Here is a 12,371-nt window from a genome sequence, read left to right on the forward strand (position 1 = left end):
GGCGGCTTTTTTCCAACGGCCTGGGCCCTGTCGACGATGACCTTGAAGACGCGCATCATTCCCTGCCTCGACGTCAAGGACGGCCGCGTCGTCAAGGGCGTCAAGTTCGTCGACCTCGTCGATGCCGGCGATCCCGTCGAGGCCGCCAAGGCCTATGACGCGGCCGGCGCGGACGAGCTCTGCTTCCTCGACATCACCGCAAGCCATGAGGATCGCGGCATCCTGTTCGACGTGGTGACGCGCACAGCCGAAGCCTGCTTCATGCCGCTCACCGTCGGCGGCGGGGTGCGCAAGGTCGAGGATATCCGCGCGCTGCTGCTGGCCGGCGCCGACAAGGTCTCGATCAACACCGCCGCCGTGACCAACCGGCTCTTCGTCAAGGAAGCGGCGGAGAAGTTCGGCGCCCAGTGCATCACGGTCGCGATCGACGCCAAGCAGGTCTCGCCCGGCCGCTGGGAGATCTTCACCCATGGCGGGCGCAACGCCACCGGCATCGAGGCCGTCGCCTTCGCGCGCGAGGTCGTCTCGCTGGGTGCGGGCGAATTGTTGGTGACCTCGATGGACAAGGACGGCACCAAGTCCGGCTATGATCTCGGCCTGACGCGCGCCATCGCGGATGCGGTCTCGGTTCCGGTGATCGCCTCGGGCGGTGTCGGCGACCTCGACGATCTCGTCGCCGGCGTCAGCGAAGGCCATGCCTCGGCCGTGCTCGCCGCCTCGATCTTCCATTTCGGCACCTACACGATCGGTCAGGCCAAGGCCCATATGGCGGAAGCGGGCCTAAGGATGAGGCTCGATTGACATGACCGGTTTTACCCTGGCCGATCTCGAAGCCCGCATCGCCGAACGCGCCAGCGCCTCGCCCGAGGAATCCTGGACGGCGAAGCTCATCGCCGCCGGGCCCGAGCGTGCTGCCAAGAAGTTCGGGGAGGAGGCGGTCGAGGCCGTCATCGCGGCCGTGAAGGGCGATCGCGCAGAGCTGATCGCCGAAAGCGCCGACGTGCTGTATCATCTTTTGGTCGTGCTCAAGAGCCGCGATATTGCATTGCAAGACGTCTTGAGCCAGCTTGAAGCTCGTACGGCCCGGTCCGGACTGGCGGAGAAGGCGGCCAGATCCGGTTGAGTAGCGTCGAAGACCCGGCGAGGATGATCCCCCTTTGAACCTCGAATCCTGGATTGCGGGTCGCGTCATGGACCAGCGCCTCATCTCGACCCCGCCGGAACGCGACCTCGTCTCGCCCTATCGCATCTTCTCGCGCGACGAGTGGGCGCATCTGCGCGCCGATCAGCCGCTGACGCTCTCGGTCGACGACCTGACCAAGCTGCAATCGCTCAACGATCCGATCTCGCTCGACGAGATCGTCGCGATCTACCTGCCGCTGTCGCGCATGCTCTCGCTCTATGTCGCGGCGACGCAGGGGCTGTTCAAGGCGACGCAGCGCTTCCTGCTGGCCGAATCCGAGCCCAAGGTGCCCTATATCATCGGGGTCGCCGGCTCGGTCGCGGTCGGCAAGTCGACGACGGCGCGCGTGCTCAAGGCCCTGCTCTCGCGCTGGCCCAATACGCCGAAGGTCGAGCTCGTCACCACCGACGGCTTCCTGCTTCCCAACGCCGAGCTAGAACGGCGCGGGCTGATGCAGCGCAAGGGCTTCCCGGAGAGCTATGACGGCCAGGCGATCCTGCGCTTCCTCTCCGATGTGAAGGCGGGCAAGCCGCAAGTGTCGGCGCCGGTCTATTCGCACCTCGTCTACGACGTCGTGCCGGGCGAGACGGTGACGGTCGAGCGGCCGGACATCCTGATCCTCGAGGGGCTGAACGTGCTGCAGCCGAGCCGCATGCCGAAGGACGGCACGGTGATCCCCTTCGTCTCGGATTATTTCGACTTCTCGGTCTATCTCGACGCCGACGAGAACGATCTGCACCGCTGGTACGTCAACCGCTTCATGACGCTGCGCCACACCGCCTTCCGCGATCCGCGCTCCTTCTTCCGCAAATATGCCGAGATCGCGGAGGAGGAAGCCCTCTCCATCGCCGAGAAGCTCTGGACCGGCATCAACCTGCCGAACCTGCAGGAGAACATCCTGCCGACGCGCCAGCGCGCCAGCCTGATCCTGACCAAAGGCGCGAGCCACCGCATCCAGCAGGTCGCCCTGCGGCGGCTGTAGAATCCAGCCGCGATGTCGTTCCCGCCCCGGCCCGCCCTCTCCGGCTCCGCATCTTGATGGAAGCCTTCTGGTCGCTCGCCGGCATGGCGAGCGCGGCCTTCATCGCCGCGACCCTGCTGCCGGCGCAATCTGAAGCCGTCTTCATCGGACTGTTGGCGGCGAAAAGCGTCGATCCGCTCGCCTTGTTCCTGACAGCGAGCCTGGCGAATACCGCCGGCTCGCTCCTCAACTGGTGGCTCGGCCGGCTCATCGCACAGCGCGGCGTCGAGGCGCTGCCGGTGCGATTGCGGCCCGACCCGGCCCGCCTCGCCAAGGCACAAGGCTGGTTCGGGCGCTTCGGCTGGCCCTCGCTGCTCTTCGCCTGGCTGCCGGTCGTCGGCGACCCGCTGACCTTCGTCGCGGGCACGCTGAACTTCCCGCTCGGGCGCTTCATCCTGCTGGTGCTGGTCGGCAAGGCGGCGCGCTATGCGATGCTCTGGGCAGGCTGGACGAGCCTCGCCTGAAGCGTTTTGGCGCGAGGCGGATGCCGGTTCGCGCGAAGAAAGCGCTCCTGCATCCTTGGCAATTGCGAAACCGGGCCGGCCGGGCTACCAGCGAAGCTATCCGTTCAAGGAGATTTGACGATGAGCATCCAGCGTATCCAGCCCGGTCCCCGTATGTCCAAGGCCGTCGTGCACGGCGATACCGTCTATCTGGCCGGCCAGGTCGCTGGCGCCGCAGCGGGCAAGAGCGTGGCGGAGCAGACGGCCGACATCCTCGGCATCATCGACGGCCTGCTGGCCGAGGCTGGCACGGACAAGTCGAAGCTGCTGATGGTCAATATCTGGCTCGCCGACATGTCGACCTTCGCCGAGATGAACGCCGTCTGGGACAAGTGGGTCGTCGCGGGCGCCACGCCGGGCCGCGCCACGGTCGAGGCCAAGCTCGCCGCGCCGCAGTTCACGGTCGAGATCGCGGTCATCGCCGCGAAGTGAGATTGGACGCCCCCGGGCCGGCCGCGGAAGCCGCTTCCGGCCCGGGGACATGCATCGCCGCCATGAGCCCAGCGGGAGCATGGCGGTAGCCCTGGCGGGAGGCGGCTATCGGCCGTTTGGACGAGATCACACCGCTTCTGGCCCGGGTCGCCGGACGCCACGGATTGCCGCCGGTCGCGCTGGCCGCGATGGTCGGCGACTGGCTCACCGATGCCGGCAAGGCCTTGCCGAACGAGACGCTGCTCGACCGCAAGGCCCAGGACTTTCTTGCCTTGGCCCGTCGCCTGACATCGCCGCTCGACGATGCGGAGATCCGGCGGCTGCGCGCCGAAGCGGCGGCCGCCATCGCCGCCGGCCGGCTCGCCGAAGCCGACAAGGCTCTGGCGAAGGCCGAACTCCATCTGATCGGAAAAGTCACCGACCTCACCGCCCTGTCGGCGGGAAGCCGGGTGCGGATCGGCGAAAACCGGGCCGACCGCGCAGCACTCAGCTTCCTGCGCGCCGCGCCGGAAAGCTACCGCGAAGCAGCGGCGCGCTATGGCGAGGCTTCAGCGCTGATCGGGCTCGTCGATATCGAACACAGCCGCCGGGCCGCGCTCGACCAAGCCAGCGCGCTCGTCCGCATCAGCGAGGATTTCGGCGGCCGCGAGGGCTATGACGCCGCCGCGGCAGTGCTGCGTCGCCAGATCGAAGGGCTGGACAGCCTGGAAGATACCACCGCCTTCGCCGAAGCCGAGGAAGCGCTGGCCGGCGCCCTCGAAGGGCTTGCGCAGGTCACGGATGAGAAGTCGCTTCGCAGCGAGGCCCTGGCGCATTGCCGGCGCGCGCTGGAACATCTCCAGCGCGACGAAGCTCCGCTGCTCTGGCGCGCGCTGAAGCTCCGCTTCGGCCGGCTCGCGCTCATTCTCGGCAAGAGACAACAGGACGAGGCCCTGCTGGAAGAGGCGATTTCCGCCTTCGCGACCGTGCTTGCCGCCTGGGACCGCAGCAGCGACGAGACGCGCTGGCTCGAGGCCGAGCACATGATCGCGCGCGCACGCGCGGTGCTCGGCAGCCACCGCAACGATCTGGCCCTGCTGGAGCGCGCCTTCAACAGCCTCACCCGGGTCGCTGCGGCCGTCGACCGCGAAAAGGAGCCGCTGCGCTGGGCCGAACTTCAAGACCAGATGGGCAGCGTTCTCGGCGCCATGGCCGAACGCTACACCGAACCGGTGGTGATCGAGGAGGCCATTGCGACATTTGCGGCCGCGCTGGAAGAGCGCCGACGCGAGACCGTGCCGCTGCTCTGGGCTCAGACGCGCGCGGCCCAGGCCGAGGCCATGCTCCAGCTCGCACGCCGCGGCAAGGACAAGGACCTCGCCCAAAAAGCTCTGGCGCAGCTGGTCGAGGCCGTGGAAACCGCGCGCAAGGCCGACCCCGGCGCAGCCGCGGGTCTCCAGCAACGCCTGGCCGCGGCTGGAGAGCTGGCGACGCGCCTGCTCTCGGAATAGTCCCGAATCAGCCGCGCGGGCTCCGCTCCGCGAGCCGCTCCAGCGCCGCGTCGAGCGTCGCATCGCGCTTGGCGAAGCAGAAACGCACGACATTCTTCACCGCCCCCTCCGCATAGAAGGCGCTGACGGGGATGGCGGCGACGCCGTTCTCCGTGACGAGACGGCGGCAGAAATCGACATCGTCGCGCTCGCCTAGCGGCGCGATATCGAGATTGAGGAAATAGGTGCCCGCGCTCGGCAGCACCTGGAATCCCAGGTCGCGAAGCCCCGTGGCGAAGCGGTCGCGCGAGCGCTGGAAATCCGCCCGCATCCCTTCGAAATAGCCGTCTTCCTTGCCAAGCCCGTAGGCGACCGCGGCCTGCAGGTTCGGCGGGGTGGTGAAGGTGATGTATTGATGCGCCTTGGCCAGCACCCGCATGATCGCGGGCGCCGCCATGACCAGCCCGACCTTCCAGCCCGTCAGCGAGAAGATCTTGCCGGCCGACGAGATCTTGACGGTGCGCTCGCGCATATCGGGCCGCCCCAGCACCGGCACATGGCGGTGGCCGTCGAAGACGACATGCTCCCAGACCTCGTCGCAGACCGCGATCGCATCATAGCGGTTGCAGAAGGCGGCGAGCAGGTCGAGATCGGCCTCGCTGAAGATCGTCGCCGTCGGGTTGAGCGGGTTGTTGAACAACACGACGCGCGTCTTCGGGGAGAAGGCTTTCGCCAGCGCCTCCTCGGTCAGGCCGAAATGAGGCGGCGTCAGCGTCACGAATTTCGGGATGCCGCCGGCGCGGCGCACCAGCGGCACATAGGCGTCGTACATCGGCTCGAACAGCACGACCTCGTCGCCCGGCGTCACCAGCGCCATCAGCGCCCCGGCGATGGCCTCGGTCGCGCCGGAGGTCACCATGATCTCGCTGTCGGGATCGAGATCGAGCCCCTGCCAATGCTTGTAGTGAACAGCCACCGCCTGCCGCAGTTCCGGCAGGCCCATCATCGGCGGATACTGATTCCAGCCATCGATCACCGCCTCGGCCGCCTTGCGCCGGACATCCTCCGGCCCGGGATCATCCGGAAAGCCCTGCCCGAGATTCACCGCGCCGGTCTCGCGCGCGAGCTGGGACATGACCTCGAAGACACTGGTCTGAAGGGCGGAAAAGATCGGATTCATCGGGATTTCGGCGTCCGGCAGGCTTTTGCTGGGCCCGGCTCTACCATGCCGTGGGAACGTGTGCATCCCCGTTCGGGGTCGTCGTTCCGGCGCCTGAAAATATCGAATGATGAATGTTGACATTCATCACCGGTCAGTGTCTATTCACTTTCAGCCGGTCTACGGCGGACGCCCGTTGCGACTTCGCCCCTTTGGCGCAGCAGGATGCCGCAGTAGGCCGGCGAATTATGTCAGGGGCCTCGCGACATCCGGCCCGTCGGCGCAAACGCCCTGCTTTGATCGCAAAGCCTCTCCCTTTCCCTCGCAGATGATCTAAGCAGGCGCATGGACCGCGCCCGCACGCCCGCCATCATGATTCTCGGCACCGGCTCGAATGTCGGCAAGTCGCTGATCGTCGCCGGCTTGTGCCGGCTCTTCGCCGATCGCGGGCTGCGGGTGCGCCCGTTCAAGCCGCAGAACATGTCCAACAATGCCGCCGCCACCGCCGAAGGCGAGATCGGCCGGGCGCAGGCGCTGCAGGCGCGGGCCGCGCGGGTCGCGCCGCATCCCGACATGAACCCGGTCCTGCTGAAGCCCGAGGGCGAGCAGGGCAGCCAGATCATCCTGCAGGGCCGCGTCGCCGGTCGCCTCGCCTCGCGCGACTTCGCCCGGCGCGGCGATTTCCTGCCGCAGGTCCTGCAAAGCTACGAGCGGCTCTGCGCCGACGCCGATCTCGTCATCGTCGAGGGCGCCGGCTCGGCCGCGGAAACCAATCTGCGCGCCCGCGACATCGCCAATCTGGGCTTCGCCCGCGCCGCGGACGTGCCTGCCATCCTGATCGGGGACATCGACCGCGGCGGCGTGATCGCCAGCCTCGTCGGCAGCCATGCGGTGCTCGACCCCGCCGACCGGGCGATGATCCGCGGCTTCGCCGTCAATCGTTTCCGCGGCGCGGTCGAATTGTTCCGGCCGGGCGTCGAGACCATCGCCACAGCCACCGGCTGGCCCTGCCTCGGCGTGGTGCCCTGGTTCGCGGCGGCGCACCGGCTGCCGGCTGAGGACGGCCTCGATCTGCGTTCCGAGCGCAAACCCGGTGCCCGCATCCGCATCGCCGTGCCCATCCTGCCCGGCATCGCCAATTTCGACGATCTCGATCCGCTCAAGCTCGAAGCGGAGGTCGATCTGGTGCTGGTGCCACCGGGACAGCCCCTGCCGATCGCCGATGTGGTGATCCTGCCCGGTTCCAAGACGACGCTGCGGGACCTCGCCGCGCTGCGCGCCGAAGGCTGGGACATCGACATCCTCGCGCATCGCCGTCGCGGCGGGCATGTGCTCGGGCTCTGCGGCGGCTACCAGATGCTGGGGCGCGTCGTCCGCGACCCGTCGGGCATCGAGGGGCCGGCCGGAGAGGCGCCCGGCCTCGGGCTGCTCGATGTCGAGACGGTGCTCGACGCCGCCAAGACGGTGCGCGAGACCCGCTTCACCCATGCGGCCAGCGCGGCGCAGGGACGCGCCTACGAAATCCATCTCGGCCGGACCGAAGGCCCCGACACCCGGCGCGCGCCCTTCGCGGTCGATGGCCGGGCCGAGGGCGCAGCCAGCCCGGACGGCCGCGTCGCCGGCACCTATCTTCATGGCGCCTTCGCGTCGGATGCGATGCGGGCGGCCTGGCTCGGCGCGATCGGCGGCGGCACGCAAGGCTCGGATGTCCGGTTCGACGTGCTCATCGAGCAGACCCTCGACGATCTCGCCGCCCATCTCGCGGGGCATCTCGATGTCGAAGCCTTGCTGGAGATCGCGCGCCGGCACCGGGACGCTGCGATTTGAGCGAGGATCCTGCTCCTACCCCGTTGAGGAGAAGCATCCATCCCGCCGAAATCGTACGTCCCGCGCGCCGCGCGGAACTTATCGAGCCGCTCGCGATTGTTGCCACATGGGAGAAAAACTTTTATTCGCCATAGCGTTGACGAATGACGAAATTCGTCATAGCGATCAATACTCACCGCCTACACTAGAAAGCAAACAAAGCGGCCGCGCCGTGACCCACGCCGAACGCGATACCAGGCAGACCATCGTCGACACCGCCGAGCGCTTCTTTCGCGACATCGGCTACCAGAAGACGACCGTTGCGGACATCGCCAAGTCCCTGCGGATGAGTCCTGCCAATGTCTACCGCTTCTTCGACTCCAAGAAGTCGATCAACGAGGCGGTGCTGGAGCGCTACAAGCGCGAGCAGGAAGAGGCGATGATCGTCATCGCCGGTCAGGACCGGCCGGCCGCTGACAGGTTGCGCGATATCTTGGAGACCTCGTTCCGGCTCAATGTCGCTCGCTTCGCCGGCCATGTGCGGATGCAGGAGATGGTCTGCGCCGCGATGGAGGAAAGCTGGGACGCGATCATCGCCCATATCGAGCGCTTCGATGCCGTGCTGCGCCGCGTGGTGGTGGATGGCATCGCCAACGGTGAGTTCCGCGACATCGACCCGGTCCAGGCGACCGGCTGCATCCGCACGGCGATGACCCGCTTCATGCACCCGCTGCTCATCAACCAGTTCGAATGTCTGCCGGGCCCCTCGGCCGACGAGATGATCTCCTTCGTCTTGAGCGGGCTCGAAGCCCGACCGCCACGAGCCTGACCCGTTTTAGACCGGCTCGCGCGTTGACAAGCCGCCGAGGGAGCGGGATACCCCCGCTGACATGGCCATCCTGCCCAAACAGAACCTGAAGAAGTCCGCCATCGTCCTGCACGATCTGGTGATGACGGCGCTGGCGATCTGGCTCGTCTTCGTCGTGCGCTTCGAGGGCCGCCAGCTCACCGAGCATCTGCGCTATCTGCCGCGCTTCCTGCCCTTCTTCGTCGCCTATGCCGGGCTGGTCTACTGGTTCTTCTCGCTCTACCGCTCGAAATGGCGCTTCGCCTCGCTGCCGGACCTCTCCAACATCGTGAAGGCCGTCTCGGTCCTGACGGTGACGCTGCTTGCGGTCGATTATCTCCTCGTCGCCCCGGATTTCTACGGCGCCTTCTATTTCGGCAAGATCTCGATCGCGCTCTACTGGCTGGTCCAGATCGCCCTGCTCGGCGGCCCGCGCCTGGCCTATCGCTACTTCAAATATGCCCGCGGCCGGACCAATGCCGAGCGAGAGGCGGTGCTGCCGGCCCTGCTGCTCGGCCGCGGCGTCGAGGTCGAGATGGTGATCCGGGCCATGGAAGCCGGGACGATGCGCCGGCTGCGCCCCGCCGGCATCCTCTCGCCGCGTCACGACGATCTCGGCCAGTCGATCCGTGGCGTGCCGGTGCTCGGCCTGCTCTCGGAGATCGGGACGGTCGCAGGCGAGGCGGCGGACCGTGGCGAGGGCTATCGCCGCATCGTCGCGACGCCCTCTGCATTGGTGCCCGAGGCCCATCCGGAGAAATGGCTCAGCCAGACGCGCCGGCTCGCCGTGCCGATCTCCCGGATCGACGCCTCCGGCGAAGGCACGCGCGACACCGACGTCGCGCCGCTGGAGATCGAGGATCTGCTGGTGCGCTCGACCGTCACCATCGACCGTGGGCGTCTCGGCGCCTTCCTGAAAGGCAAGCGCGTCATCGTCACCGGCGGCGGCGGCTCGATCGGCTCCGAGATCTGCCTGCGCTGCGCCGCCTTCGGCGCGGCCGAGCTGCTGGTGGTCGAGAGTTCCGAGCCCGCCCTGTTCCAGATCACCGAGCTGCTCGCCGTGCAGGAGCGCGACACGGTCGTCTCCGGCGTGCTCGCCGATGTCCGCGACCGCGAGCGCATCATGCCGCTCTTCGGCGATTTCCAACCCGACATCGTCGTCCATGCCGCCGCGCTGAAGCATGTGCCCTATCTCGAGGCCGACTGGAGCGAGGGCATCAAGACCAATATCTTCGGCTCGGTGAACGTCGCCGACGCGGCGATCGCCGCCGGGGCGAAGACCTTCGTGATGATCTCGACCGACAAGGCGATCGAGCCCGTCTCGATGCTGGGGGCGACGAAGCGCTTCGCCGAGATGTATGCGCAGTCGCGCGATGCCGAGTTCGTCGCGGCCGCCTCGGGCGTGCGCCTGGTCGCGGTGCGCTTCGGCAATGTGCTCGGCTCGGCCGGCTCGGTCGTGCCGAAGTTCAAGGCGCAGATCGCGCGCGGCGGGCCCGTCACGGTCACCAGCCCCGACATGATCCGCTATTTCATGACGATCCGCGAAGCCTGCGATCTCGTGCTGACGGCAGCGTCCCATACCGGGGCCGAGGATACCGATTCCGAACGGGCCGCCGTCTATGTGCTCAAGATGGGCCAGCCCGTGCGGATCATGGACCTGGCCGAGCGGATGATCCGGCTGGCGGGCTACGAGCCCGGCGAGGATATCGAGATCGTCGTCAGCGGCGTGCGGCCGGGCGAGCGGCTCAACGAGATCCTCTTCGCCCGCGACGAGCCCATGGCCGAGACCGGCCTCGACGGGGTGATGGCCGCCAAGCCCAGCTTCGCCGGGCGGGCGAAGATCCAGAGCTGGCTCGCGCAACTGGACGAAGCCATCAAGGCGAATGACCGCGCCGCCGCCAACGCCGTGCTCGACGAGGCGATCCCGGATTTCAGCCGGCGCGAGCAGAACCCGCCAGCCGCGCCAGCGCCGCCCCGGTCTCTACCGGCGGCCGCCATCCAGCGCTGAGCAGGCCTTCGGGGCGCGCCACGAGGCTGCCCGCGAGCTTGAGGAAGGTCTCCTCCCGCCCCGCCAGCCGCGCCGCCAGCCGCAGCCAGCCTTCCGGCACCGGCAGCAAGCCGGATCCACGGCCGAGGCCGCTGCGCAAGGCCGTGAGCATCCCGGCGACGCTGACCGGCTCCGGATCGGCGACGATGTAGCTCCGCCGGGGCGGGCAAGCTGGTGTCAGGGCGAAGCGGATGGCCTCGGCGAGGTTCTCGACGGCGAGCAGCGAGCGCGGCGCCTGAAGCCCGCCGAGCGGCAGGGGCAGCGGCAGCTTCGCCAGCTTCAGCAGGGCCGCCATATTGGCCTTGACACCCGGCCCGTAGATCAGCACCGGGCGCAAGGCGACCCAGTCGAGAGCGAGCGCCGCGAGGCCCTGCTCCGCAGCCAGCTTGGAGCGGCCATAGGCATCGTCGGGAGCGGGCGCCGCATCCTCGGTCAGCGGAGGCCCGTCGAAGGCACCCGACAGCGCCTTGATCGAGGAGAGATAGACGAAGCGGCGCACCCCCGCCGTAACCGCCGCCTGTGCCAGCTCCAGCGTCGCCTGGGTGTTGATGCGCTGGTAGAGCGCCTCGTCGAGCCCCGGCCCGGCATGGGCGAGACCCGCCATATGCACAACATGGTCGACGCCGCGCAGCGCCTCGCTCCAATCCAGCGGTTGGGCGAGATCGCCGATCTTAACCGTCTCGACGCCGGCAGGCACCGGGACCGGCCGCCGCAATGCGAGCCGCAGGCGCCAGCCCGCACCCGTCAGCGCCGCCACGACATGCGGCCCGACGAAGCCGCTGGCGCCGGTGAGGAGGATGGTTCCCTCAGCCATGGCCGGCCCGTGGCGTCGCGAAGGCGCGCAACAACAGACCCGTCAGCACGGCCGCCAATGCCAGGCACGCGCCTTGAACCCAGAGACCCGGCCAAGCGATCGACAGTCCCGCCAACGTCGCCAGGACGATGTTCAGCACCGCGACCCGTCCGACGACGCCGCGGACGCTGAAGCCGTTGACGGTGGCCTGCTGGTAGAAATGCGAGCGATGCGCTTCCCACACCTTCTCGCCGCGGGCGAGGCGCCGCAGCAGCGTGATGGTGGAATCGGCGACATGATAGAGCGGCAGGATGAGCGCCGCCGCGAAGGCGCCCGTCCCGGCCAGCCGATAGAGCAGATAAGCGGTCAGGAGCCCGATCGGCAGGGAGCCGACATCGCCGAGAAAGAGCTTCGCCACCGGCCGGTTGAAGGGCGCGAAGCCGATGAGCCCGCCGCAGAGGGCCGCCGCGAGCCAGCCCGTGGCGGGATCGACGACGCCGGTGATCCCTGCCCAGGCAAGTGCCGCCGCGAGCGGCACGATGCCGGCGACGGTGATCCAGTCGAGCCCATCCATGAAGTTGACGAGATTGACGAACCAGATGCCGGCGACAAGCGCCAAGGCCCGCTCGGCGGCGAGCGGGAGGAATTCCGGGAACAAGCGCAATTCCGGCGCGGCCCGAAACAGCACGAATCCGACGCAGGCCGCCTGCAGCGCCAATCGCAGGCTCGCCGGCAGAGGCCGGATATCGTCCCAGGCGCCGACCACGGCGAGCACCGTCGCTCCCGTTGCGACGACGAGCAGCGCACGCCCGGCTTCGGCCTCGACGGGGCTCAGGCCGAAGGCCAGCGCTATGGCCAGGAACGCGCCGGCGAGCACGGCAATGCCGCCGCCCTGCGGTGTCGGCACCGTGTGGCTCGAGCGGGCGTTGGGGCGCGCCAGCGCGTAGCGTTGCAGCAGCGGACGCAGCAGCACGCAGAGCAGCGCCGCCGCGAACGCGGCGGCGACAGAGATCGCGAAGGGGACGAGCACGATAGCCAAGGTGGCCGCACCATAATCGAGGCGGCCCAAAAGCCTAGAGGCTATCGCGCAGTGCCCTTGCTGGAACGTGCC

The 12,371-nt window shown here is 68.2% G+C and carries 12 protein-coding genes; 9 read left to right on the forward strand and 3 right to left on the reverse strand.

All coding sequences use genetic code 11. The features are described from left to right. The first annotated feature begins 36 nt into the window (after nucleotides 1–36). The 6 genes from hisF (at nucleotide 37) to IED13_RS06455 (ending at nucleotide 4,629) form a co-directional block, all read left to right on the forward strand. Nucleotides 37–801: an imidazole glycerol phosphate synthase subunit HisF gene (gene hisF, locus IED13_RS06430; protein ID WP_112762498.1), complete on the forward strand. Its 765-nt coding sequence runs from the start codon at nucleotides 37–39 to the stop codon at nucleotides 799–801. 1 nt (nucleotide 802) lies between these two features. Continuing rightward, nucleotides 803–1,123, forward strand: coding sequence for a phosphoribosyl-ATP diphosphatase (locus tag IED13_RS06435; protein WP_038364811.1), 321 nt, complete (start codon nucleotides 803–805; stop codon nucleotides 1,121–1,123). A gap of 67 nt (nucleotides 1,124–1,190) precedes the next feature. Next, on the forward strand, nucleotides 1,191–2,165 hold the full coding sequence (coaA, locus tag IED13_RS06440) for a type I pantothenate kinase (RefSeq protein WP_051988265.1): 975 nt from the start codon (nucleotides 1,191–1,193) through the stop codon (nucleotides 2,163–2,165). A gap of 56 nt (nucleotides 2,166–2,221) precedes the next feature. Further along, nucleotides 2,222–2,668 (forward strand): YqaA family protein, encoded by a 447-nt coding sequence (locus IED13_RS06445; RefSeq protein ID WP_191123818.1) that lies wholly within the window; start codon nucleotides 2,222–2,224, stop codon nucleotides 2,666–2,668. A gap of 120 nt (nucleotides 2,669–2,788) precedes the next feature. Then, on the forward strand, nucleotides 2,789–3,139 hold the full coding sequence (locus IED13_RS06450) for a RidA family protein (RefSeq protein WP_038364814.1): 351 nt from the start codon (nucleotides 2,789–2,791) through the stop codon (nucleotides 3,137–3,139). 116 nt (nucleotides 3,140–3,255) lie between these two features. Continuing rightward, nucleotides 3,256–4,629 carry a hypothetical protein gene (locus tag IED13_RS06455; RefSeq protein ID WP_038364816.1) on the forward strand — a complete coding sequence of 458 codons (1,374 nt, stop codon included), beginning with the start codon at nucleotides 3,256–3,258 and terminating at the stop codon, nucleotides 4,627–4,629. A gap of 7 nt (nucleotides 4,630–4,636) precedes the next feature. Here the strand turns inward: IED13_RS06455 and IED13_RS06460 are convergent, their stop codons facing one another. Further along, nucleotides 4,637–5,788, reverse strand: a complete 1,152-nt coding sequence (locus IED13_RS06460) for an aminotransferase (protein WP_038364818.1) — start codon at nucleotides 5,786–5,788, stop codon at nucleotides 4,637–4,639. A 324-nt stretch (nucleotides 5,789–6,112) separates the two neighbouring features. Here IED13_RS06460 and IED13_RS06465 point away from each other — a divergent pair, with 324 nt between their 5' ends. The 3 genes from IED13_RS06465 (at nucleotide 6,113) to IED13_RS06475 (ending at nucleotide 10,428) form a co-directional block, all read left to right on the forward strand. Continuing rightward, nucleotides 6,113–7,594 (forward strand): cobyric acid synthase, encoded by a 1,482-nt coding sequence (locus IED13_RS06465; protein WP_197062769.1) that lies wholly within the window; start codon nucleotides 6,113–6,115, stop codon nucleotides 7,592–7,594. Between the two features lie 211 nt (nucleotides 7,595–7,805). Continuing rightward, nucleotides 7,806–8,402 (forward strand): TetR/AcrR family transcriptional regulator, encoded by a 597-nt coding sequence (locus IED13_RS06470; protein WP_318652225.1) that lies wholly within the window; start codon nucleotides 7,806–7,808, stop codon nucleotides 8,400–8,402. Nucleotides 8,403–8,472: 70 nt separating this feature from the next. Continuing rightward, nucleotides 8,473–10,428 carry an SDR family NAD(P)-dependent oxidoreductase gene (locus tag IED13_RS06475; protein WP_191123819.1) on the forward strand — a complete coding sequence of 652 codons (1,956 nt, stop codon included), beginning with the start codon at nucleotides 8,473–8,475 and terminating at the stop codon, nucleotides 10,426–10,428. Here IED13_RS06475 and IED13_RS06480 read toward each other — a convergent pair. Together IED13_RS06480 and IED13_RS06485 are read right to left on the reverse strand one after the other, a co-directional pair. Beyond that, the gene (locus IED13_RS06480) at nucleotides 10,352–11,281 is read right to left on the reverse strand and encodes an NAD-dependent epimerase/dehydratase family protein (RefSeq protein WP_191123716.1); all 930 of its coding nucleotides are present in this window, start codon (nucleotides 11,279–11,281) and stop codon (nucleotides 10,352–10,354) included. The genes IED13_RS06475 and IED13_RS06480 overlap by 77 nt on opposite strands. Further along, a complete protein-coding gene (locus tag IED13_RS06485; protein ID WP_260368388.1) occupies nucleotides 11,274–12,293 on the reverse strand; it encodes an MraY family glycosyltransferase in 1,020 nt (339 codons plus the stop codon). The genes IED13_RS06480 and IED13_RS06485 overlap by 8 nt, the downstream gene beginning before the upstream one ends. Nucleotides 12,294–12,371: the final 78 nt, after the last annotated feature.

The sequence above is a fragment of the Allobosea spartocytisi genome, assembly GCF_014764685.1.
Classification (GTDB): Bacteria; Pseudomonadota; Alphaproteobacteria; order Rhizobiales; family Beijerinckiaceae; genus Allobosea; species Allobosea spartocytisi.